General features: G+C 54.9%; 18 protein-coding genes. 12 read left to right on the top strand and 6 right to left on the bottom strand.

The genetic code is table 11. The annotated features are described in order from the left end of the window. Window positions 1–18 precede the first annotated feature (18 nt). Both ygjJ and ygjK read left to right on the top strand, forming a co-directional pair. A complete protein-coding gene (gene ygjJ, locus AB4K05_RS05885) occupies window positions 19–1,077 on the top strand; it encodes a protein YgjJ (RefSeq protein WP_368479047.1) in 1,059 nt (352 codons plus the stop codon). A gap of 17 nt (window positions 1,078–1,094) precedes the next feature. After that, complete coding sequence (gene ygjK / locus AB4K05_RS05880) at window positions 1,095–3,449, top strand: alpha-glucosidase (protein ID WP_368479046.1); 2,355 nt, start codon at window positions 1,095–1,097, stop codon at window positions 3,447–3,449. Window positions 3,450–3,489: 40 nt separating this feature from the next. Here the strand turns inward: ygjK and sbcC are convergent, their stop codons facing one another. Further along, entirely contained in the window at window positions 3,490–6,630 is a 3,141-nt protein-coding gene (gene sbcC / locus AB4K05_RS05875) for an exonuclease subunit SbcC (RefSeq protein ID WP_368479045.1), read from the bottom strand. Continuing rightward, window positions 6,627–7,829, bottom strand: coding sequence for an exonuclease subunit SbcD (sbcD, locus tag AB4K05_RS05870; protein ID WP_368479044.1), 1,203 nt, complete (start codon window positions 7,827–7,829; stop codon window positions 6,627–6,629). Before sbcD ends, sbcC begins: the two co-directional genes overlap by 4 nt. A gap of 191 nt (window positions 7,830–8,020) precedes the next feature. Between sbcD and phoB the strand changes: the two genes are divergently transcribed. Together phoB and phoR are read left to right on the top strand one after the other, a co-directional pair. After that, window positions 8,021–8,710: a phosphate response regulator transcription factor PhoB gene (phoB, locus tag AB4K05_RS05865; RefSeq protein WP_052283908.1), complete on the top strand. Its 690-nt coding sequence runs from the start codon at window positions 8,021–8,023 to the stop codon at window positions 8,708–8,710. 21 nt (window positions 8,711–8,731) lie between these two features. Further along, window positions 8,732–10,027 carry a phosphate regulon sensor histidine kinase PhoR gene (phoR, locus tag AB4K05_RS05860; RefSeq protein WP_368479043.1) on the top strand — a complete coding sequence of 432 codons (1,296 nt, stop codon included), beginning with the start codon at window positions 8,732–8,734 and terminating at the stop codon, window positions 10,025–10,027. Between the two features lie 114 nt (window positions 10,028–10,141). Here the strand turns inward: phoR and AB4K05_RS05855 are convergent, their stop codons facing one another. Beyond that, window positions 10,142–10,393, bottom strand: coding sequence for a type I secretion C-terminal target domain-containing protein (locus AB4K05_RS05855; RefSeq protein ID WP_368479174.1), 252 nt, complete (start codon window positions 10,391–10,393; stop codon window positions 10,142–10,144). A 388-nt stretch (window positions 10,394–10,781) separates the two neighbouring features. On the opposite strand from AB4K05_RS05855, the gene brnQ reads away from it, so the two are divergent. From brnQ to malZ, 3 genes are all read left to right on the top strand, one after another. Next, on the top strand, window positions 10,782–12,101 hold the full coding sequence (gene brnQ, locus AB4K05_RS05850) for a branched-chain amino acid transporter carrier protein BrnQ (RefSeq protein ID WP_368479042.1): 1,320 nt from the start codon (window positions 10,782–10,784) through the stop codon (window positions 12,099–12,101). A 138-nt stretch (window positions 12,102–12,239) separates the two neighbouring features. Continuing rightward, complete coding sequence (gene proY, locus AB4K05_RS05845) at window positions 12,240–13,592, top strand: proline-specific permease ProY (RefSeq protein ID WP_368479173.1); 1,353 nt, start codon at window positions 12,240–12,242, stop codon at window positions 13,590–13,592. A gap of 153 nt (window positions 13,593–13,745) precedes the next feature. Further along, window positions 13,746–15,563, top strand: a complete 1,818-nt coding sequence (gene malZ, locus AB4K05_RS05840; RefSeq protein ID WP_368479041.1) for a maltodextrin glucosidase — start codon at window positions 13,746–13,748, stop codon at window positions 15,561–15,563. Here the strand turns inward: malZ and AB4K05_RS05835 are convergent. Continuing rightward, the gene (locus tag AB4K05_RS05835; RefSeq protein ID WP_368479040.1) at window positions 15,557–16,459 is read right to left on the bottom strand and encodes a LysR family transcriptional regulator; all 903 of its coding nucleotides are present in this window, start codon (window positions 16,457–16,459) and stop codon (window positions 15,557–15,559) included. The genes malZ and AB4K05_RS05835 overlap by 7 nt on opposite strands. A 272-nt stretch (window positions 16,460–16,731) precedes the next feature. Here AB4K05_RS05835 and AB4K05_RS05830 point away from each other — a divergent pair, with 272 nt between their 5' ends. The 3 genes from AB4K05_RS05830 to AB4K05_RS05820 are packed head-to-tail and all read left to right on the top strand — an operon-like array spanning window position 16,732 to window position 19,861. Next, window positions 16,732–17,373, top strand: coding sequence for a hydrolase (locus AB4K05_RS05830; protein WP_052283902.1), 642 nt, complete (start codon window positions 16,732–16,734; stop codon window positions 17,371–17,373). A gap of 56 nt (window positions 17,374–17,429) precedes the next feature. Continuing rightward, the gene (locus tag AB4K05_RS05825) at window positions 17,430–17,972 is read left to right on the top strand and encodes an antibiotic biosynthesis monooxygenase (protein ID WP_368479039.1); all 543 of its coding nucleotides are present in this window, start codon (window positions 17,430–17,432) and stop codon (window positions 17,970–17,972) included. 20 nt (window positions 17,973–17,992) lie between these two features. Then, a complete protein-coding gene (locus AB4K05_RS05820; protein WP_368479038.1) occupies window positions 17,993–19,861 on the top strand; it encodes an amidohydrolase in 1,869 nt (622 codons plus the stop codon). Window positions 19,862–20,007: 146 nt separating this feature from the next. On the opposite strand, the gene AB4K05_RS05815 is transcribed toward AB4K05_RS05820, so the two are convergent. Further along, complete coding sequence (locus tag AB4K05_RS05815) at window positions 20,008–20,610, bottom strand: peroxiredoxin (RefSeq protein ID WP_064547849.1); 603 nt, start codon at window positions 20,608–20,610, stop codon at window positions 20,008–20,010. Between the two features lie 171 nt (window positions 20,611–20,781). Beyond that, the gene (gene acpH, locus AB4K05_RS05810) at window positions 20,782–21,363 is read right to left on the bottom strand and encodes an ACP phosphodiesterase (protein WP_368479037.1); all 582 of its coding nucleotides are present in this window, start codon (window positions 21,361–21,363) and stop codon (window positions 20,782–20,784) included. A 91-nt stretch (window positions 21,364–21,454) separates the two neighbouring features. On the opposite strand from acpH, the gene queA reads away from it, so the two are divergent. Continuing rightward, the gene (gene queA, locus AB4K05_RS05805) at window positions 21,455–22,525 is read left to right on the top strand and encodes a tRNA preQ1(34) S-adenosylmethionine ribosyltransferase-isomerase QueA (RefSeq protein ID WP_368479036.1); all 1,071 of its coding nucleotides are present in this window, start codon (window positions 21,455–21,457) and stop codon (window positions 22,523–22,525) included. Between the two features lie 54 nt (window positions 22,526–22,579). Then, window positions 22,580–23,707 carry a tRNA guanosine(34) transglycosylase Tgt gene (gene tgt, locus AB4K05_RS05800; RefSeq protein ID WP_052283895.1) on the top strand — a complete coding sequence of 376 codons (1,128 nt, stop codon included), beginning with the start codon at window positions 22,580–22,582 and terminating at the stop codon, window positions 23,705–23,707. Window positions 23,708–23,725 lie beyond the last annotated feature (18 nt).

The raw sequence follows: 23,725 nt of genomic DNA, 5'->3' as shown, positions 1-23,725 counted from the left end.
AATACCTCTGAAAATACAATGAAAAAAATAAATTACCTTTACGGGGCACTCGTTGTCCTAGCCTGTTGTCGCCCGGCATTTGCTGAAGAGGCGGCTAAACCGGCTCAGCACGATGATATGAAAACGCCGCCAATGGGTGCCACCTCATATCGCTTTTACGGCGAATTAGGCGTTGGCGGATATATGGATTTAGAAAATGAGGATAAGCACAAATACAGTGATGGCACCTATATTGAAGGCGGGCTTGAAATAAAACACGGGCAGTGGTTTGGCTTGATTTATGGCGAAGGGTGGACGGTGCAGGCCGATCATCAGGGCAACGCCTGGGTGCCGGATCATAGCTGGGGCGGTTTTGAGGGGGGGATCAATCGTCTGTACGGCGGTTACAAAACCGATGACAGCACGGAGGTGATGCTCAGCGTACGCCAGGATTCCTCGCTCGACGATCTGCAATGGTGGGGCGATTTCACGCCGGATCTCGGCTACGTCATCCCTAACACGCGTGATATTCAGTATGCGCTCAAGGTGCAAAACTTGGCCGGTCCTTTCCGCTATAGCGTCACCGCTACGCCGGCGGGGCACCACAACGAGAGCAAGGCGTGGCTGCACTTCGGTAAGTATGACCGTTATGACGACAAGTATACCTACCCGGCAATGGTCAACGGCTATGTGCAGTATGACATCGTCGAAAATGTCACCTGGATGAATGGGATGGAAGTGACCGACGGAACCGGCGAGCTTTTTTTAACCGGGGTCCTGATGCCTAACTTCGGTGCGCGCGCCTGGCACCACACCGGGCGGGCGAAAGGGCTGGATGAACCGGGAACCGAAACCGGCTTTATGGCCAGCGCGATGTATGAAGCCTTTAACGGATTTTATCTCTCAACCGCCTACAGTTACGCCAAACATCGCCCGGATCACGCCGCCGATGAAACCACCGCATTTATGCAGTTTGGTATCTGGTTTGAATATGGCGATGGGCGATTTGCCACGGCGGCAGACAGTCGTTTCTACATGAAAACCGCCTCCGGCGACCCGAGCGACAAAATTTTCCTGATGCAGTATTTCTATTGGTAAGAAGGGACATCAAACACATGAATATGACTTCCCCGCTGGCTCCGCTGGCCTGTGCGCTGCTGCTGAGTTTTTCTGCCCACGCCACGGTGACCGCCGACGCCTTTAAAAACGTGGTCAATCGTACCGGCGCGCCGCAGTACATGCACGATTATGACTATGACGATCATCAGCGCTTTAATCCCTTCTTCGACCTCGGCGCGTGGCATGGTCATCTGCTGCCTGATGGCCCGGAAACGATGGGCGGCTTTCCCGGTCCGGCGTTGTTGACCGAAGAATACATTAATTTTATGGCCACCAACTTTGACCGACTGACGGTATATCAAAACGGCAAAAAGCTGGCCTTTACCATGCAGGCTTATAGCCTGCCCGGTGCGCTGGTGCAAAAGCTGTCGGCCCCCGGCGTCGAAATTGAGATGACGCTGCGCTTTGCCAGCGCGCATACCTCGCTGGTGGAGACCAAAATCACCAGTAATACACCGCTGACGTTGAAATGGGACGGCGAACTGCTGGAAAAACTGGAGGCCAAAGAGGGCAAACCGCTGTCGACGAAAACCATCGATGCCGCCTATCCCGGCTACCAGCGACGTATCCACGCCACGCCGGATGGCCTAACGGTGACTTTTGGCAAAGTGCGTGACGACTCTGCACTGATGACCTCCGGTGAGTCGCAGTATCAGGTGCACCGTACGCTGAAGACGACGACTGAAATTGCAGGCCATCGTTTCACCAGCACCGCGCAGATCCCCGGCTCGACCACGCTTTACACCACCTATTCACACCTGCTGACCACCGAACAGGTGCGTCATGAGAAAGCGCAAATCCGAGATATTCTGGCGCGTCCCGCCTATTATCTGACCGCGTCGGCACAGCGCTGGAATGATTATCTGCAAAAAGGGCTGACCAACCCAGACGCCACGCCACAGCAGACCCGGGTGGCGGTCAAGGCTATTGAAACGCTAAACGGTAACTGGCGCGCGCCGGGCGGCGCGGTGCAGCACAATACGGTGACGCCGTCGGTCACCGGACGCTGGTTCTCTGGCAACCAGACTTGGCCGTGGGATACTTGGAAGCAGGCGTATGCGATGGCGCACTTTAACCCGGAGATCGCCAAAGAAAATATCCGCGCCGTTTTCTCCTGGCAGGTTAAAGCTGACGATAAGGTACGCCCACAGGATGCCGGATTTGTGCCGGATCTTATCGCTTGGAATCTCAGCCCTGAACGCGGCGGCGATGGTAGCAACTGGAACGAGCGCAACACCAAGCCGAGTCTGGCCGCTTGGTCGGTGATGGAAGTCTACCGTGTGACCAAGGATAAAGTCTGGCTGCAAGAGATGTATCCCAAACTGGTGGCCTACCACGACTGGTGGCTGCGCAATCGCGATCATAATGGCAACGGTGTGCCGGAATACGGTGCGACGCGTGATAAAGCGCATAACACCGCCAGCGGCGAGATGCTGTTTACGCTAAAGAAAGGGGACCAAGAGTCGCAGCTTTCGGGTCTTAAAACCTACGATAAAATCACCCATGATGGCGACTACGACAGCCTTGAGATTCCCGCGCAGGTAGCGGCTTCCTGGGAGTCCGGGCGTGATGATGCGGCGGTATTCGGTTTTATCGACAAAGAACAGTTGGATAAATATGTCGCCAACGGCGGCAAACGCAGCGACTGGACGGTGAAATTTGCCGAAAACCGCGACCCTGACGGGCAGCTGTTAGGCTACTCGCTGCTGCAAGAGTCGGTAGACCAGGCCAGCTATATGTACAGCGATAACCATTATCTGGCTGAAATGGCGGCGATTCTGGGTAAAGCGGACGAGGCAAAGCGTTATCAAGCGCTGGCACAGAAACTGGCGGACTACATCAATACCTGCATGTTTGATCCGCAAACTAAGTTCTATTACGACATCCGCATAGAGGATAAACCGCTGGCTAACGGCTGTGCCGGTAAACCTATCGTCGAACGCGGTAAGGGGCCAGAGGGCTGGTCGCCGCTGTTTAACGGTGCGGCGACCCAGGCGCATGCGGACGATGTGGTCTCAGTGATGCTGGATCCGAAGGAGTTTAATACCTTCGTGCCGCTGGGAACTGCCGCGTTAACCAACCCGGCATTCGGCGCGGATATTTACTGGCGCGGTCGCGTGTGGGTTGACCAGCTGTGGTTTGGTTTAAAAGGGATGGAGCGCTACGGCCATCGCGAAGAGGCGATGAAGTTGGCGGATGCATTCTTTAAACATGCCAAAGGATTAACCACCGATGGCCCGATTCAGGAGAACTACAACCCGCTGACCGGCGCGCAGCAGGGCGCACCAAACTTCTCTTGGAGTGCCGCGCATTTATATATGTTATACAACGAGTTTTTCCGTAAACCGTAGCAGAGTTGCCGGATGGGGCGAGGCCTCATCCGGCGTGCCGTTACTCAACGGCAAAGGCTTTATCCAGTCGGCTATAGCCCAGTCCGTTTATCTTCTTGACCTTAATCTGCACCGGAATGCGCTCTTTCATGGCCTCGACGTGGCTAATCACGCCGATGATTTTGCCGCTGGCGTTCAGGGTATCCAGCGCGTCGAGCGCCGTATCTAACGTTTCGCTATCCAGCGTGCCGAAACCTTCATCGAGGAACAGTGAATCGATGCGCGTTTTATGGCTCACCAGATCGGACAGCGCCAGCGCCAGCGAGAGGCTAACAAGGAAGCTTTCGCCGCCGGAAAGCGTGCGGGTATCTCGCACCGCATCGGCCTGCCAGGTGTCTACCACTTCCAGCTCTAGGGCGTCGCTGGCTTTACGTTGCAGCAGATAGCGACCGTGTAGGCGGCTAAGCTGCTCGTTAGCCAGCCATACCAGATTATCCAGCGTTAGCCCCTGGGCGAATTTACGGAATTTATCGCCCTCTTTCGAACCGATGAGCGCATTGAGGTGCGCCCAGTCTTCAAGCGTGGCGTTGGCCCTTTCAATATCGATAAACAGCGACTGCTGCTGCTGTCGATTATCCTCGTCCTGCTTCAGCTGTTGGCGAATCTCGCCCTGGCGTTGGCTATTTTCGCGTAGCTGCTGGGCGAGCAGCTGCAGCTGTGCCTGCACATCGACAAGTGTCAGCTCAGGCGTGAGCGTTTCCGGGCGCAGCGTTAGATGCTTTTGCATCGCTTCCTGCACCTGGGCGGCCAGCGTTTGGCGCTGCTGATGCTGCGTTTCCAACGTCTGTTTGAGCTGTTCCAGACGCTGGCGCTCGTCGGCATCCAGCAGTGCGGAGAGGAAATCTTCTCGGCTGTTGAAGTGAGAGTCGGCAAGCGCTTGGTCAAAGAGCTGCTCCGCCTGTTGCAAGCGTTGATTTTCTTGTGTTTCTTGCTGCTGCAGCGTGTGCAGCTGGCTTTCCAGCGACACGCAGTCGTGGTGTACCTGCTGCCAACCATCAAGGCTAGCGTTGCTGCCATCATCAGGATTTTGTGCCGGTGGCAGCGTCTCCAGTAGCGGCTGAATGTGTGCCAGCTGCTGCTGGGTTTCCTGACTCTCTTTTTGCTGCTGCTGCCAGGCTTGGGTTTGCGCTTCGCGCTCGGCAAGCCAAGCGGTTTCTTCTCCCGCGGCTGGCTGCGTCAAACCTAATGCCACAATAGCCTGGGTTAGCGCAGTCTCGCGCTGCTCCTGCTCTTCATCAAGGCGGGTATTCTGCGCTTGGAGCTCGCGGATTTGTCCTTCAAGAGCTAATCGCTGGCTGTGCTGGTAGCGCAGCTGTTCGGCGTCGTCCTGCTCGGCAAGCCAGCGGCTGATATCGTCGGCGGGTTGCAGCGAGATGGCTAAACGCTGGGTTACGTCCTGCCATTGCAATGTAAGTGCTTGCTCCTGCTCAGAAAGCGATATTAGCTCGCTATCCTCTTTCTGCTGCTGCTTTTGTAGCGCTTCCTGCTGACCGCGCAGGGTGGCGCCATCTTCCGCCAGCCGGGCCACTTCTTTTTCCAGTGCATCGCGACGGGATTTGTTGGCATCGGGAACCAGTGCCTGATATTCCGCGAGTGCCGGGTGGCTGGTGGAGCCGCACAGTGGGCACGGTGTGTCGGGCTGCAAACGCGCACGTTCCGCTTCTAGCCGGACGATGGTGGCTTCCAGCTCGCAAATCGCTTTCACATCGACAAACTGCTGTTTTTTATCTTTATAGACTTGGCGTAGCTGCGTTAGGTCAGCGGTGAGTTTCTCTAACTGCTGCTGGCGCTGTTGCTTGGCGTCAATGAGCTGCTGTCGACGGGTTTGCAGTGGCACAAAGCGGCTGTGCAGGCTATTAAGCAACTGGCGCTGCGGACGCGTTGCCGCGTGGTGAGCAATTTTCTCCGCGACTTCATCCGGGGTGAGCGTCAGCGTGGACGGCGGCAGTTGGGCAAGCTGCCTTTCCTGTTCATGCAGGCGCTGCAATTGTGTTTGCCGCTGGGCGCGATCGCGAGTTTGCTGGGCAAAGGCGCTGCGCCAGCCGGTCAGTTCACCTTGCCAACGCTGAATGTGCTCATGTTCCTGTAGCCATTGCTGGCGCTGAGCCTGCACCTGCAACAGCGACGTGGCTTGGCGCTCGGCGGTGAAGCGAATGCGGTCGCGCAGCGCGCAGGCATCATGTAAGCGAGTATTCACTTGCAAGATGAGCTGGTGCGTTTTGGTCACCGTCGCCGCCTGCTCCTGCATTTGCGTCCAGCGCGGACGCAGCGCTTCGGCAGGATGTGCGCGATTAAGCGCGGCCAATTGCGGCTGCGCGGCATCCAGCGCCTGTTTTGCTAGGGCCAGCGCCTGCTGGTTGGTTTGTGCATCCTGCGTCAGTTCTGCGTGACGTGCCAACCATTGCTGATGCGCAGCAGCGGTAGTTTGCTGCTGCTGCCACTGTTTTTCTTCAGAAGTAAGCGCCTGCAAACTTTGTGACAACGTCTGTTGCTGCTCTTCGCTCAATAGCACCACGCCGCTGGCTTTGGCTTGGAGCGTGTCTAATTCGCTGCGTGCCTGTTTATGTTTTTCAAATACCTGTGCGGAAATCTGGCCGTAAATCTCGGTGCCGGTTAACTCTTCTAGAAGCTCGGCGCGCTCTTTTGGCCTGGCGTTAAGAAAGGCGGCGAACTGCCCCTGCGAGAGCAGCATTGAGCGGGTGAAGCGGCCGTAGTCCAGCCCGCTAAGGGAGGCCGTCATCTCCAGTTTATCTTTCACTTTGTCGGCCAATATCTGCCCGTCAGCGCAGCGAGCTAGCTCAACGCGCGGTGCCTGTAGATTCCCGTCCGGCTGGTTGCGGGCGCGGTTCTGGCTCCAAAAGGCGCGATAAGCCACGCCCTGGACCTCGAACTCAACTTCCGCCAGACACTCGGCGGTGTCGCGGGTCATTAGATCGTTTTGCGACTGGGAGACGGTGTTGAGGCGCGGCGTTTCGTGGTACAGCGCCAAGCAAATCGCATCCAACAGCGTGGTTTTGCCCGCGCCGGTTGGGCCGGTGATGGCAAACAAGCCGTTGCTGACGAACGGCTCTTGGGTAAAGTCGATTTTCCACTCGCCTTTTAGCGAATTGAGATTTTTCAGGCGCAGGCTGAGAATTTTCATGGCTGTTGCTCCTCGCCAAGGCCGTTGAGCGTTTCATTAAATAGCGTTTGTAAGCGTTGCTGCTCTGGCTCTTCCAGCGTTTCCAGCGCTAGACGGCGGTGGAACACCTCCTCAACGCTCAGTTCGCTCAGGGTTTCGCGCGCTTGATTTGCCAGAATGCGCTGTCGCTGTTCCCGGCTGCGGCGAACCAGCAGCACCTCGACCGGCAGGTCGTCGGTAATGACTTGAATTTTGCGCTGGATATCGTGCAGGTACTCGTCGCTGGTTATCTCAATATCGACCCATGTCGCGGGCTGGGCATCGGCAAGCCGCCATTCGGCTAACTGCGCACTGATGCTGCCGAAATCACCTTTAATCACCGCCAGCGGCTGGGTTACCGGCACGACAAGCGGCGTTACCTCATTGAGCGCGCCGTTATTGAAGGTGACCAAATTAACGCTTTTGCTCTTGCCGGTTTCATCAAAACTTAAGGCGATTGGCGAGCCGCTGTAACGGATATGTTCGCTGCCGCCGATTTTCTGCGCCCGGTGAATGTGCCCCAGCGCGATGTAGTCGGCGGGCGGGAAGTTTTGCGCCGGAAACGCATCCAGTGTGCCAATATAGATGTCGCGTACCGCGTCACTTTTGCTGGCGCCGACGGTGGTCAGGTGGCCACTGGCGATAATCGGCAGCGCACGGTCGGCGCGCAGTTCACTCGCCTGCTGGTATTGTTGCTGATAGTAGTCGGTGATGCTTTCCAGCACCTGACGCTGTTTCTCGCTGCCGGAAAGCCCCGCTTGGCTGGTGATGATGTCGCGCGGACGTAAAAATGGCACCGGGCAGAATACCGCACCGGGCGTGCCGTCGCGCTGATTTAAGATAAAAGGCGCGTGGCCTGCGCTGGCAATGACCGTGGTATTGAGAAACGAGAGAATATCGCGTGACTCGTTAAGCGTCGCTACGGAGTCATGGTTGCCCGCCAGCACGACCAGATGGCAGCCGGTTTGCTGCAGATTCACCACAAATCGGTTGTACAGCTCGCGCGCATAGCTCGGCGGCGAGCCGGTATCGAAGATATCGCCCGCCACGATAATGGCGTCGACCTGTTCCGCTTCGGCGGTGGTCAACAACCATTGGAGAAAGGCGTCATGTTCGGCGGCCCGGCTTTTGCTGTAGAAATTCTGGCCAAGGTGCCAGTCCGACGTGTGGATAATGCGCATAGCGGTTCCGTGAAAGGTGGCGTAAAGTTGATTATAAACATCCACCTACGTGAAGGTCTATGTAGGCGTTTTCGTTGTGTCATAAAAGGTAAAGCACGATCATCAAACGGTCATGTTTATCATAAAACTGTAATAAATCTGACGCATAATGACGCCGTATATAATACTGATGTCTAAAAACAGGGCAAATAATGGCAAGACGTATTCTGGTCGTTGAAGATGAAGCGCCGATCCGCGAGATGGTGTGTTTTGTGCTGGAACAAAATGGTTTTCAGCCGGTGGAAGCGGAAGACTACGATAGCGCTATCAGTAAACTGAATGAACCTTGGCCCGATCTTATTTTGCTCGACTGGATGTTACCGGGTGGGTCTGGGCTGCAATTTATTAAGCATATCAAACGTGAAGCGCTTACGCGTGACATTCCGGTGATGATGCTTACGGCGCGTGGTGAAGAAGAAGATCGCGTGCGCGGCCTGGAAACAGGCGCAGATGATTACATTACCAAGCCGTTTTCGCCAAAAGAGCTGGTGGCGCGAATTAAAGCCGTAATGCGCCGTATTTCACCGATGGCGGTGGAAGAGGTGATTGAAATGCAGGGGTTGAGCCTTGACCCTACCTCACACCGGGTGATGACCGGTGAAAACCCGCTGGACATGGGGCCTACCGAATTTAAACTGCTGCACTTCTTCATGACGCACCCGGAGCGAGTCTACAGCCGCGAGCAGCTGCTGAACCACGTGTGGGGAACCAATGTTTATGTTGAAGATCGTACCGTTGACGTGCATATTCGTCGTCTACGCAAAGCGCTGGAACACAGTGGTCATGACCGCATGGTGCAAACCGTACGCGGGACGGGTTATCGTTTTTCCGCCCGTTTTTAATTTTTGACAGGAGTGTGACCCGTGCTGGAACGGCTGTCATGGAAAAGGCTGGCCCTGGAGCTGCTGTTATGCTGCCTCCCGGCCGTGGTACTGGGGCTGGTGTTTGGGTATCTGCCGTGGTTTTTACTGGCGGCAGTGACCGGGCTACTGGTCTGGCATTTCTGGAATTTACTGCGCCTTTCTTGGTGGCTGTGGGTCGACAGAAGTATGACTCCGCCGCCGGGGCGAGGTAGCTGGGAGCCCTTGCTGTATGGGCTAAACCAGATGCAGTTGCGTAATAAAAAACGCCGTCGCGAGCTGGGTAATTTGATTAAGCGCTTTCGCAGCGGCGCGGAATCTCTGCCGGATGCGGTGGTGCTGACCACGGAAGAAGGGGCCATTTTCTGGTGTAATGGCCTAGCCCAGCAGCTGCTGGGACTTCGCTGGCCCGATGATAGTGGGCAAAATATTTTAAACCTGCTGCGTTACCCCGAATTTACCCAACACCTTAAAAAACGTGATTTCCTAAAACCGCTGCACCTCGTGCTTAACAGCGGACGTCATCTTGAAATTCGTGTGATGCCCTATACCGATCGTCAGCTGCTGATGGTGGCGCGTGATGTGACGCAGATGCACCAGTTAGAAGGCGCGCGGCGTAACTTTTTCGCCAACGTCAGTCATGAGCTGCGCACGCCGTTGACCGTGTTGCAGGGATATCTGGAGATGATGCAGGAACAGGTGCTGGAAGGGGCGGTCCGCGAAAAAGCGCTGCATACGATGGGCGAGCAAACGCAGCGTATGGCCGGGCTGGTGAAACAGCTACTGACGCTGTCAAAAATTGAGGCGTCGCCGGTGCTGTTGCTGAACGAAAGAATTGATGTTCCGCTGATGCTGCGCGTCGTCGAACGTGAGGCGCAAACCCTGAGCCAGCATCAACATCAGTTGCGCTTTGAGGTGGATGAGTCGCTGAAGGTGCTGGGCAATGAAGAACAGTTGCGTAGCGCGATGTCGAACTTGGTTTACAACGCGGTGAATCATACGCCGGAGGGCACGCTGATTACCGTTCGTTGGCAGCGAGTGCCGCACGGTGCGTTATTTAGCGTCGAAGATAATGGACCGGGGGTTGCGCCTGAACATCTGCCAAGGCTGACCGAGCGTTTCTATCGCGTCGATAAGGCGCGTTCAAGGCAAACCGGGGGCAGTGGGCTGGGTCTGGCCATCGTCAAACATGCGGTGAGTCATCATGACAGCCGTCTGGATATCACCAGTACATTAGGCAAGGGATCGTGCTTTAGCTTCGTGTTGCCCGAGCGGTTAATCGCCAAAGATAACGGTTGAAAAATGCCCGGTGGCGCGGAGCTTATCGGGCCTACGGTATTTTGTAGGCCTTATCGCTCCGCGTCATCGGGCAGTGCAAACACCCCAACTTTTACCTCGGGCGCCGGTTTATCACTAGAGAATCGGAAGTTCCGATTTTGCCAGCATGCTATTAATATCAATATCGGCAGAAGAGCCGTTTTCAACGCTGATAGTCATCGTTGAGCCGCTGTTTTGTATCTGCCCATCGGTATTAATTTCAATCAGCCTATTGCCCGCTCCGTCGTCCGTGACCCGAATGTAAGATGCCAGGTCAGAGTCTGCAACGTCGCCCGGTAGATCGCTTGGATCGATGCGTTCGCCTTCGTCGGCGTGGAAGTCTTTAATGACATCGTTCCCATCATCGCTGGTCCGTTTACTTTACAGTCAACTTTTTGCTGCCTGATTAACGAACGTTTGGCTATTTTTTATTCGAATTATTAGCCGGGTGTCTTTCTTAAATCCAGTTAATAAGTCTGGTTGTTAATTAACAATCAATATAATCATCTGGTTTTGCGATCCCGTGTTGCTTTAAAACGTTATAAGCGTTTAAATTGGCCCCCATGCAGTCGTAAACAGACTGCTAATTCGCGGTAAATCAAAAAACTATTCTTCTCTATACCGCGATGGGAGCATATCCCGCTGAGTTTGTTGCCGGTTCCCCTGCTTCATTCCACAGGTATCGGCGCGATAAATTTATGTTTTACAACACCACATCCACAGGCAGTAGTTACATATGACCCATCAATTGAAATCGCGTGACATCATCGCTCTGGGCTTTATGACCTTTGCGTTGTTTGTTGGCGCAGGCAACATCATTTTCCCTCCTATGGTTGGCTTGCAGGCCGGTCCTCACGTCTGGACTGCGGCTATTGGCTTTTTGATTACCGCCGTGGGTCTGCCGGTGCTGACCGTAGTCGCGCTGGCGAAAGTTGGCGGTGGCGTTGACAGCTTGAGCACGCCGATTGGCAAAGTGGCTGGCGTGCTGCTGGCGACCGTCTGTTACCTTGCCGTGGGCCCGCTGTTTGCGACGCCGCGTACGGCGACCGTGTCGTTTGAAATCGGTATTGCACCGTTGACCGGTAACGGTGAACTGCCGCTGTTTATCTATAGCGTTATCTATTTTGCGCTGGTTATCTTGGTTTCTCTCTATCCGGGTAAACTGCTGGATACCGTCGGTAACTTCCTAGCTCCGCTGAAAATTCTGGCGCTGATTGTGCTGTCCGTTGCCGCGGTTATCTGGCCGGCAGGTCCTATCAGCCACGCGATGGAGGCCTATGAAACTGCCGCCTTCTCCAACGGATTCGTTAACGGCTATCTGACCATGGATACGCTGGGCGCGATGGTGTTCGGTATTGTTATCGTAAACGCTGCGCGTTCTCGTGGCGTAACCGAAGCGCGTTTGCTGACTCGCTACACGATTTGGGCCGGTCTGATGGCAGGCGTGGGCCTGACGCTGCTGTATCTGGCGCTGTTCCGTCTGGGTTCTGATAGTGCGACGCTGGTTGACCAAAACGCCAATGGTGCCGCGATTCTGCACGCTTACGTTCAGCACACCTTCGGCGGTGCAGGCAGCTTGATGCTGGCGGCGCTTATCTTCATCGCCTGTTTGGTGACCGCGGTTGGCCTGACCTGTGCTTGTGCCGAGTTTTTCGCGCAGTACCTGCCGTTCTCCTACCGCACGCTGGTCTTTGCCTTGGGTCTGTTCTCCATGGCGGTGTCGAATCTGGGGCTGAGCCACCTGATTCAAATCTCCATTCCGGTACTGACGGCCATCTACCCGCCGTGTATCGCACTGGTGGTGCTCAGTTTTACCCGCAACTGGTGGCATAATTCCAGCCGCGTTATTGCACCACCGATGTTTATCAGCCTTGTTTTTGGTATCCTTGACGGTATCAAGGCTTCTGCATTCGCCGATCTGCTGCCTAGTTGGACCGCTCGCTTGCCAATGGCGGAGCAGGGTCTAGCATGGTTGATGCCGACGGTTGTGATGACGGTTCTGGCAGTTGTCTGGGATCGCATGGCAGGACGCCAGGTAACATCAAGCGCACATTAATTCACGCTGCGCTTTAACGGTGTTTAACCACGGAATGTGATGTTCCGTGGTTTTTTATTTTGGGTACTTTAACCTAAGTCCTTCAGGCCGCGGGCGTTCGCGGGCGGGGACGATGGGTCTGACATGGCACTGGAAACGATGGAAAAAAACAAGCTAAAGCGTGGGCTAAGCGCCCGACACATTCGCTTTATGGCCCTAGGTTCGGCAATTGGTACTGGGCTATTTTACGGCTCTGCTGACGCAATCAAAATGGCCGGGCCAAGCGTCCTGCTGGCTTATATTATCGGTGGCGTTGCCGCTTATATCATTATGCGTGCGCTGGGCGAAATGTCCGTGCATAACCCGTCCGCAAGCTCCTTTTCTCGCTATGCTCAAGAAAACTTGGGGCCGTTGGCGGGCTATATCACCGGCTGGACCTACTGTTTTGAAATCCTGATTGTCGCCATCGCCGATGTGACCGCCTTCGGTATTTACATGGGCATTTGGTTCCCCACGGTGCCGCACTGGATATGGGTGCTGAGCGTCGTGCTGCTTATCTGCGCCATCAACCTGATGAGCGTCAAGGTGTTCGGTGAACTGGAATTCTGGTTCTCCTTTTTCAAAGTGGCCACCATTATCGTCATGATCGTTGCCGGTTTCGGCATCATTATTTGGGGGATAGGCAACGGCGGACAGCCTACCGGCATTCATAACCTGTGGACCAACGGCGGCTTCTTTAGCAACGGCTGGCTCGGGATGGTGATGTCGCTACAGATGGTGATGTTCGCCTACGGCGGGATTGAAATTATCGGCATTACCGCCGGTGAAGCCAAAAACCCGCAGGAGTCTATTCCACGCGCGATAAACTCCGTGCCGGTGCGTATTCTGGTGTTCTACGTCGGTACGCTGTTTGTCATTATGTCTATCTACCCGTGGAACCAGGTCGGGACCGATGGCAGCCCATTCGTGTTGACCTTCCAACATCTGGGAATCACCTTTGCGGCCAGCATCCTGAACTTCGTGGTGCTGACGGCCTCGCTTTCGGCAATTAATGCCGATGTGTTTGGCGTTGGTCGCATGCTGCACGGCATGGCCGAGCAGGGAAGTGCGCCGAAGTTCTTCGCCAAAACCTCGCGTCGCGGCATTCCATGGGTGACGGTTACGGTGATGACCGTTGCGCTGCTGTTCGCGGTGTACCTCAACTACATCATGCCAGAAAACGTGTTCTTGGTGATTGCTTCGCTGGCTACCTTCGCCACGGTGTGGGTATGGATTATGATCCTGCTCTCCCAGGTTGCATTCCGTCGCCGCCTGTCGGTCGATGAAGTGAAAGCGTTGAAATTTAAAGTCCCGGGCGGCGTGGCTACCACCATCGTTGGTTTGGTGTTCCTGGTGTTTATCATCGCCCTGATTGGCTACCACCCGGAAACTCGCATCTCTTTGTATGTGGGCTTCGCGTGGATACTGCTGCTGCTGGTGGGATGGATGTTTAAAAAGCGCTACAGCCGTTAATTTCCGATCTGTATCCTGAAAACCCGGCTTTAACGCCGGGTTTTTTTATGCCTAAAATCTGCGCCCCCATCCTCCTCCCTATAAAAAACGGTAAAAGATGAGTAGGGTAAAATCGGCGTATGGCAAGGTGGGCACATTTTGATGATGGGGAAAATGATGTTAAACGCCTGGCACCTGCCTGTTGCTCCCTTTATAAAACAGCAGCAGGATAAACTGATAATCACGCTTTGGCTGCGCGGCGATGACCTGCCGCGACGGGTCACCCTGCGTGCGGAAGTCGATAACGAAGAGATGGCGCTGCCGATGCGCCGGAGCAGCAAATCTCCGGCTCCCGACGTTGTGCAGTGGCGTGGGGAAATAACGCTGCATGAAGGACAACCGCGTCGGCGCTATGGCTTTAAGCTGCTGTGGGATGACCGCCAACTGTGGTTTGCGCCGAAGGGTTTTAGCGCCATTCCTCCGGCGAAACTTGCGCTTTTTGCCTACGACAGCCCGGACGCTGGCCCGCAGTGGGTCGCCGATCAGGTTTTCTATCAGATTTTCCCCGACCGTTTTGCCCGTAGCCCATCGCGTAGCGAGCAGCAGGATAAGATCTATCACCACCACGCGGCTGGTCACGATATTGTCCTGCGTGAATGGGATGAGCCGCTGACCGCCAACGCGGGCGGTTCAACCTTCTACGGCGGCGATCTTGACGGTATTAGTGCGAGACTGCCGTATCTCAAAACGCTGGGCGTCACGGCGCTGTACCTCAATCCGGTGTTCACGGCCCCGAGCGTGCACAAATACGATACCGAAGATTATCGACAGGTCGACCCGCAGTTTGGCGGCAATGACGCGCTGCTGCGCCTGCGCCACAATACCCAGCGAGAAGGGATGCGGCTGGTGCTGGACGGCGTGTTTAACCACAGCGGCGACACGCACGCTTGGTTTGACCGCCATAATCGCGGTCATGAAGGGGCTTGCCATTACCCGGACTCGCCGTGGCGCGATCGCTACAGTTTCTCCGAGGACGGAAAAGCGCTGGACTGGTTAGGCTATGCTAGCCTGCCAAAGCTCGACTTTCGCTCCGATGCGCTGGTGAATGAGATCTATGCCGGAGAGGACAGCATTGTCCGTCACTGGCTAAAAGCGCCGTGGAACATGGACGGCTGGCGGCTTGACGTGGTGCATATGCTGGGTGAAGCGGGTGGGGCGAAGAATAACCTCAAGCACGTCTCCGGTATCACCCAAGCCGCGAAAGAAACTCGTCCGGATGCCTATGTGCTGGGCGAACATTTTGGCGATGCCCGCCAGTGGCTACAACAGGATGCGGAAGACGCGGCGATGAATTATCGTGGCTTTACCTTCCCGCTGTGGGGTTTTCTCGCCAACACCGATATCTCTTACGATCCGCAGAAAATCGACGCGCAAACCTGCATTGCGTGGATGGAGGACTACCGCGCCGGCCTGTCGCACCAACAGCAGCTACGGATGTTTAACCAGCTTGATAGCCACGACACCGCGCGCTTTAAGTCTCTGCTGGGTAAAGATGTGGCGCGCCTGCCGCTGGCGGTTGTTTGGCTGTTTAGCTGGCCCGGTGTGCCGTGTATTTACTACGGTGATGAAGTGGGGCTCGATGGTGACAACGATCCTTTCTGCCGTAAGCCGTTCCCGTGGGACGAAAAACAGCAGGATGGCGAGCTACTGGCGCTTTATCAACGCCTCGCCGACTTGCGTAAAGCAACGCCTGCGCTGCGTCACGGAGGCTGTGAAGTGCTGTACGCGGAAGGTGATGTGGTGGTGTTCCTGCGCGTGCTTGGCGCAGAGCGTGTGATGGTGGCGATTAACCGTCGCGCCGCCTGTGAAGTGGTGTTGCCGGACTCGCCGTTGCTGAACGCGCAATGGCAGCGCAAAGAAGGCATGGGACAGATGGCGGACGATGTCCTCGCGCTGCCCGCGATTTCCGCCACGGTGTGGGTTGGTCACTGATAAAGATGGGCGATATCCGCGCTGGCAAGCAGCTTTTCCCGCCACCAGCGCTGTGCTAGCCCATCCTGACCGTTGCGCCAGGCCATGTAGGCGACATCTTTTTGACGAAATGAGATAACGTTTTTCTCCACCAGCTCGCCCGTGGCTAGCCACGGGCTGGCAATATGCCGGGGGAGAAAACCGCAGCCGATCCCTGCGCGCAGCAGCATGACCTTGCTTTGGAAATCATCCACCCGCATCTGCGGCTGCTCATCCATCAGGTTTGTCTGCAGCGGATGGCATAACTTGGCGCTGTCGCTAATCACCACCGCCCGATGTAGGCATAGCTGTTCGTTGGTCAGGTCTTCTTGCACGGCTGCCAACGGATGTTTGGGGGAAACGACAAAAACGTTTTCCAGTGTTCCCAGCATGCGGTATGACCAAGCGGCGGAAGTGGGTGGCTCGTTAATAGCCCCCAAAATGATGTCTGCGCCGTTGTGAGTCAATTCCTCCCACGAACCCGCCAGCGTGTGGTGGGTGAAGTTAAGGCGGGTTTGCATATTTAGCGCGTAAAACGCCTCAATGCATGGCAACAGCGCAGAAAAAGGGAAGGAGTCATCAAGCGCAATCGCCAACTCTTTTTCCCAACCTGAGCTCAGCTGCACCGCCTGTTTTTCCAGATCTTTTGCCGCATTTAACAGTAAACGCCCCTTTTCCAGCATCATTCGCCCGGTATCGGTGAATTTTGCCCGATGTCCCGAGCGGTCAAGCAGTTCGATATTGAGGTCATTTTCCAGCTTTTGAATCATGTAGCTGAGCGCTGCGGGGGTCTTAAACAGCGATTCGGCCGCTGCGGCAAAAGAGCCGTGTTTATCGAGTGCGTCGAGAATAAGTAGAACGTCCAAGTTGATGCGCATAGGCTTAAATATCCAGAAAAATTAACCCCCACGTTGTACCGAATGCCCAAAAACAATGCCAGTGAATAAATTAGATATAACCGATGCATTTTTTTGATGCTGTATGCGGTAAGTCCTACAAGGGGAATATTATTGTCACAGGATAGTAAGTTTTCTTTAATAACTCGTTAGAAATTTCCCGCTATACTCAATTGGCTTTCTGATTCAGGATCCTGCTGCTGACGGCAGTTTAAGACCGTTACCTTTTAACTTATTGATTAAGAAGGTGTGTTATGTCTATTCGGGAACTGATTGATCCTCAAAACTCTGCACTTATTTTTATTGACCATCAGCCACAGATGTCATTTGGCGTAGCAAATATTGATCGCCAGACCCTCAAAAATAATACCGTAGCCTTAGCTAAGGCTGGGAAAATATTTAATGTTCCGGTGATCTACACCTCTGTAGAAACCAAAAGTTTCAGTGGTTATATTTGGCCAGAATTATTAGCGGTTCACCCTGACGTGAAGCCGATTGAACGCACCTCAATGAACTCCTGGGAAGACGCTGCGTTTGTGAAAGCGGTAAAAGCGACCGGGCGTAAAAAACTGATTATCTCTGCCCTGTGGACCGAAGTTTGCCTGACCTTCCCAGCGCTGATGGCGTTGGAAGAAGGCTTTGAAGTTTACGTGGTGACTGACACTTCCGGCGGCACTTCTGTCGATGCTCACGAACGTTCTATTGACCGTATGGTACAAGCCGGTGCGGTTCCGGTGACCTGGCAGCAGGTTCTGTTGGAGTACCAGCGTGACTGGTCCCGCAAAGAGACCTACGACGCGGTTATGGATCTCGTACGTGAACACAGCGGCGCTTACGGTATGGGCGTGGATTACGCTTACACCATGGTGCACGGCGCCCCTGAACGTAAAGCCTAAGGCTAAGATGCTGGCGGGTTAGCCCGCCAGCTTGCGACAGCAAGGAACCCACCGCTATGACGCAAAAGCATGTCACGCTAGTCATTACCCACATCATCAAACCAGAACACATTGCGCTATATGAAGCTTGGCTAGGCGAGATTATGCCTGTAGCTGCCAGCTATCCCGGCCACCTAGGGGCGAACGTGATTCGCCCGGTTGATGGGCAGACGGCGTGGAACATTATTATCCGCTTCGACACCCTTGAGCATCTCTACGCCTGGACGCAGTCCGATGTGCGGCAAAAACTGGTGGATGAAATAGCGCCGCTGCTGGCGGAGGGCGACCATACCGAAGTGCGCACTGAAGCCGCCTTTTGGTTCACCCCTCCCGCAGCCAACGTGCGTCAGCCGAAGCGTTGGAAACAGTTCCTGATAACCCTGCTGGTAATTTTCCCCAGTACCAATCTGGTCCCCGCCATTACCGGTGCACTACTGCCGTCGATGAAGGGAACCCTGTCGCTGCATTTTATTAATGATGCCTGTGTGGTCGCGCTGGTGGTCTGGTTCTGGATGCCCATCGTGACCCGCCTGTTTGCCGGTTGGCTGAAAAAAGCCTAAACCGGCGCAAGGAGAATGTCATGTCACAAACAGCCACACTGATTTTAACCCAGGGGCAGGTCCATACGCTGGATGCTAAGCAGCCGCGCGCCGACGCGGTGGCTATCGCGAACGGCAAGATCTTAGCCGTCGGCACTGACGCGCAGATGATGTCCTACGCCGGTGAAGGCACGCAAATTATCGATCTGCACGGTCATACGGTGATCCCTGGGCTTAATGACTCACACCTGCACCTTATCCGTGGCGGGTTGAACTACAACTTAGAACTGCGCTGGGAAGGCGTGCCGTCGTTGGCCGATGCGCTGCGTATGCTCAAAGATCAGGCCGACAGAACGCCATCGCCACAGTGGGTTCGCGTCGTGGGCGGTTGGAGCGAGTTCCAGTTTGCCGAACGCCGTATGCCGACGCTGGAAGAACTGAATGAGGCAGCACCGGATACGCCTGTATTTGTTCTGCATCTCTACGATCGCGCATTGCTTAACCGCGCTGCGCTGAAAGCCGTGGGCTACACCAAAGAGACACCGGCACCGGCGGGCGGCGAAATCGTGCGTGACAACAACGGCAACCCTACCGGGATGCTGATTGCCAAACCGAATGCGATGATCCTCTACGCTACGCTGGCGAAGGGACCCAAACTGCCGTTGGAGATGCAGGTAAACTCCACCCGTCAGTTTATGCGCGAGCTAAACCGTCTGGGGCTGACTAGCGCCATCGACGCTGGCGGCGGCTTCCAAAACTATCCGGATGATTACGAAGTTATCGAACAGCTGCATGCCAAAAAACAGATGACGCTACGTATCGCGTATAACCTGTTTACTCAGCGTCCGAAGCAGGAACTGGATGATTTCGAACGCTGGACCGATATGCTTAAACCGGGGCAGGGGACTGATTTCTATCGCGCTAATGGCGCAGGTGAGATGCTGGTCTTTTCCGCCGCTGACTTCGAAGACTTCCTCCAGCCCCGTCCAGACCTGCCGCCAGGAATGGAAGACGAGCTGGAGCGCGTGGTGCGCCATCTGGTTGAGCATCGCTGGCCGTTCCGCCTGCACGCGACCTATGATGAGTCTATCAGCCGGATGCTGGACGTGTTCGAGAAGGTGAATCGCGACATTCCGTTTAACGGTCTGCATTGGTTCTTTGACCACGCGGAAACCATCACTGAGCGCAACATCGAACGCGTGAAGGCGCTGGGTGGCGGTATTGCGGTACAACACCGTATGGCCTTCCAAGGTGAATATTTTGTCGATCGCTACGGCAAAGATGCGGTGAAACACACGCCGCCGGTGGCAAAAATGCTGGAGCTGGATGTTCCGGTGGGCCTTGGCACCGATGCAACCCGCGTGGCGAGCTACAATCCGTGGACGGCGCTGTACTGGCTGGTTTCCGGGCGTACCGTTGGTGGGATGGCGATGTACGACGATGAAAATCGTCTACCCCGCGACGTGGCGCTCGAACTGTGGACTGCAGGCAGCGCTTGGTTCTCCAGCGAGCAGGGCAAAAAAGGGCGCATCGAAAAGGATCAGTTAGCTGACCTCGTGGTGCTGTCGAAAGACTACTTCAACGTGCCGGAAGAAGAGATTAAAGGTATTGAGTCGGTGATGACCATCGTCGATGGCAAAGTGGTATATGCGGCTGGGCACTTCACGCCGCTGGCACCGCCAGCCATTCCAGTCGTACCTGATTGGTCGCCGGTGGTGAAAGTCCCGGGCCATTATCGTTCTGCCCCTCCAGGCACGGAACATGTGGGAGCGATGGTGCAGATGCACCAGTGCTGTGGCAGCTGCGGGGTGCACGGACATCAGCACGATCTGGCACGCAAATCGGGCGTTCCGGTTTCTGACGATCGGGCATTCTGGGGCGCGCTGGGCTGTTCGTGCTTCTCGTTCTAGTGCGGCATTAAACGTTTTATCCGGCCTACATACGTCAGGTAGGCCTGATAAGCGCAGCGCCATCAGGCATCATGAGACATAGCCAAATAACGGCAACAAAAAAGGCTCGCATAATGCGAGCCTTTTTTTGACGAAACGTTAGCCGATTACAGGCTAGAAACGTTTTCGCTCAGGTACTTAGCAACGCCGTCTGGAGACGCGTTCATGCCTTCTTTCCCTTTTTCCCACTGCGCCGGGCACACTTCGCCGTGCTGCTCGTGGAACTGCAGCGCATCAACCATACGCAGCATTTCGTCGATGTTACGGCCCAGCGGCAGGTCGTTAACCACCTGGTGGCGAACAACGCCGTTAGCGTCGATCAGGAAGGAGCCGCGCAGGGCAACGCCTTCGTCTGGGTGTTCGATACCGTAAGCTTTCTGAATTTCACGCTTAACGTCAGCAACCATTGCGTATTTCACTGCACCGATGCCGCCTTTGTCGACAGGGGTGTTACGCCATGCGTTGTGGACGAATTCGGAGTCAAAAGATACGCCAACCACTTCAACACCGCGCTTCTGGAACTCTTCGTAACGTTTATCGAAGGCAATCAGTTCGGATGGGCAGACGAAGGTGAAGTCCATCGGCCAGAAGAACAGAACGGTGGCTTTACCCTGGGTGTGCTGTTTGAAATTAAATTTCTCAACGATTTCACCGTTGCCCAGTACCGCAGCAGCGGTGAAGTCAGGCGCTTGACGAGTAACCAGAACCATGGGGTTCTCCTTTGAATTTATAGGGTTAATGTAACGCAACGCGGGCAAGTATAGGTGGAGTTCGCGGATTACACAAAAAGACTTTGACGATTAATTAGAAAGGTTTTGACTATTAATATTTTGGATTTTCCAAAGGATCAAGCATAGCCGTTCCGTGGCGCGATGCAAGCGTTACAGCGTCTTGTTTTTCGCCCGCAGCATCATCTGCGGATAAAACTGCCAGAAGCGTGTCTCCAACTCGTCATAGTGCCTATCAAGGTCATACCAAGAATCCCGCAGGGCATCGAGCTTCGGACGGCGGCTGGCCATGCCGTTTAACACACGCTGGATAAAATCCATTTCGCGGTAGCGCTCCAGCCAGCGCTCTGACCACAGATGTTCGTTTAAGACAATAAAGCGCTCGGGAGCCAAGGGTAGAACGGTGCTCACCTGTGTACGGGCGTAGTGGACGAATTCCGGCAGCGCGATATCCGGGGAAATTTGCGCCCAGTGGCGGGATAAGAAATGGTCCCACATCACGTCCAGAGTAATGGGCGCGACCCGGCGGGTTTCAGGGCGAAACCACTCTCGTGCTTCTTTGACCTGCGGCAGGTTGTCGGTCATCACATCAATACGCCGGTGCATATGAATGCCGTCAACGACGGCTGCCGGATAGTCCTGCTGCGGATTGCCGCGAACAAAATCAGCCAGCAGGTTCCCTGACAGCGAGCTATCGGCAAGGTGTGCGAGGTGCAGGTGAGCGAGAAAATTCATCGTTTGTTCTTTATCCAGAGGGGTAAGGGTTGCAGGGAAGACGCCCCGGCACTAGACTACCCGCCTCATTATTAAGCCCAGAGTTACCGTCATGCGCGTTGCCGATTTTTCATTTGAACTACCCGAATCCCTGATTGCCCACTATCCGCAAGCCGAGCGCAGCAGCTGTCGTTTGCTGTCACTGGATGGGCCGACAGGCGCGCTGACGCACGGTACTTTCACCGATTTGCTCGATAAGCTCAACCCTGGTGATCTGCTGGTCTTTAACAATACCCGCGTGATCCCAGCGCGTCTGTTTGGCCGTAAAGCCAGCGGCGGCAAGATTGAAGTGCTGGTCGAGCGTATGCTGGATGATAAACGTATTTTGGCACATATTCGCGCTTCCAAAGCGCCGAAGCCAGGTGCCGAGCTGCTGCTGGGCGATGATGAAAGCATTAAAGCGACGATGGTTGCCCGCCATGATGCGTTGTTCGAAGTTGAGTTTGACGACGAACGCAGCGTGCTGGATATCCTTAACGCAATCGGCCACATGCCGCTGCCGCCGTATATTGACCGTCCGGACGAAGACGCTGACCGCGAGCTGTATCAGACCGTGTATAGCGAAAAACCGGGTGCCGTTGCTGCACCAACTGCTGGCCTGCACTTTGACGAGCCGCTGCTGGCCAAGCTTCGCGAAAAGGGCATCGAAATGGCGTTCGTCACGCTGCACGTAGGCGCAGGCACATTCCAACCGGTGCGCGTTGACAGTATTGAAGACCACATCATGCACTCTGAATATGCGGAAGTGCCGCAGGATGTGGTTGACGCGGTGCTGGCGGCGAAAGCGCGCGGTAATCGAGTGATTGCGGTAGGCACCACCTCCGTGCGTTCGCTGGAAAGTGCAGCACAGGCGGCAAAAGAGGAACTGATTGCGCCGTTCTTCGGCGACACGCAAATCTTTATTTTCCCAGGCTATCAATATCAGGTTATTGATGCGCTGGTGACCAACTTCCACCTGCCAGAATCGACGCTGATTATGCTGGTATCGGCGTTTGCTGGTTATAAAAACACCATGAACGCCTATCATGAAGCGGTAAAAGCGGAATATCGCTTTTTTAGTTACGGTGATGCCATGTTTATCACGTACAATCCGCAGGCTATTTCTGAGCGTGTCGGGGAATAAGTTTCCGGCATGAGTGTTTTAACGTCGGACTGTTTTTCTGACGCAGGAGTGAAAATGAAATTTGAACTGGACACCACAGACGGTCGCGCCCGCCGCGGCCGCCTGGTTTTTGATCGTGGCGTAGTAGAAACGCCGGCCTTTATGCCGGTGGGAACCTACGGCACCGTGAAAGGCATGACGCCGGAAGAAGTTGAAGCAACCGGCGCACAGATTATTCTCGGCAACACCTTCCACCTGTGGCTGCGCCCGGGCCAGGAAATAATGAAGCTGCACGGCGACCTGCATGATTTCATGCAGTGGAAAGGCCCAATCCTCACCGATTCCGGCGGTTTCCAAGTCTTCAGCTTGGGTGATATCCGTAAAATCACCGAACAGGGCGTGCACTTCCGTAACCCTATCAACGGCGACCCGATTTTCCTCGATCCAGAAAAATCAATGGAGATTCAATACGATCTCGGTTCTGACATCGTGATGATCTTCGATGAATGTACGCCGTACCCGGCGGACTGGGATTACGCCAAGCGCTCGATGGAGATGTCTTTGCGTTGGGCCAAGCGTAGCCGTGACCGTTTTGATGGTTTAGGCAACAAAAATGCGCTATTTGGCATCATCCAAGGCAGCGTTTACGAAGATTTACGTGATATCTCCGTGAAAGGTCTGGTGGACATTGGCTTTGATGGCTACGCTGTCGGCGGTTTGGCGGTAGGTGAGCCTAAGGAAGATATGCACCGTATTCTGGAGCATGTTTGCCCGCAAATCCCAGCCGACAAACCTCGCTACCTGATGGGCGTTGGTAAACCAGAGGACCTGGTTGAAGGCGTTCGTCGCGGTATCGATATGTTTGACTGCGTCATGCCGACGCGCAACGCCCGTAATGGTCATCTGTTTGTGACCGACGGCGTGGTAAAAATCCGCAATGCGAAACATAAAAGCGACACCAGCACGCTCGATGCAGAGTGTGATTGCTACACTTGTCGCAATTATTCACGTGCGTACTTGCATCATCTTGACCGTTGCAACGAAATACTGGGCGCGCGCCTCAATACCATTCATAACCTTCGTTATTATCAGCGTTTAATGGCTGGTTTACGCAAGGCTATTGAAGAGGGTAAATTAGAGAGCTTCGTGACCGATTTTTACCAACGCCAGGGGCGTACGGTTCCACCTTTGAACGTTGATTAATTTTAATAATGAGGGAAT

It is taken from the genome of Kluyvera sp. STS39-E (genome assembly GCF_040932435.1).
Lineage (GTDB): Bacteria > Pseudomonadota > Gammaproteobacteria > Enterobacterales > Enterobacteriaceae > Kluyvera.
The sequence above is the reverse complement of the archived record's forward strand: the minus strand, read 5'-3'. Positions and strand labels throughout refer to the sequence as shown.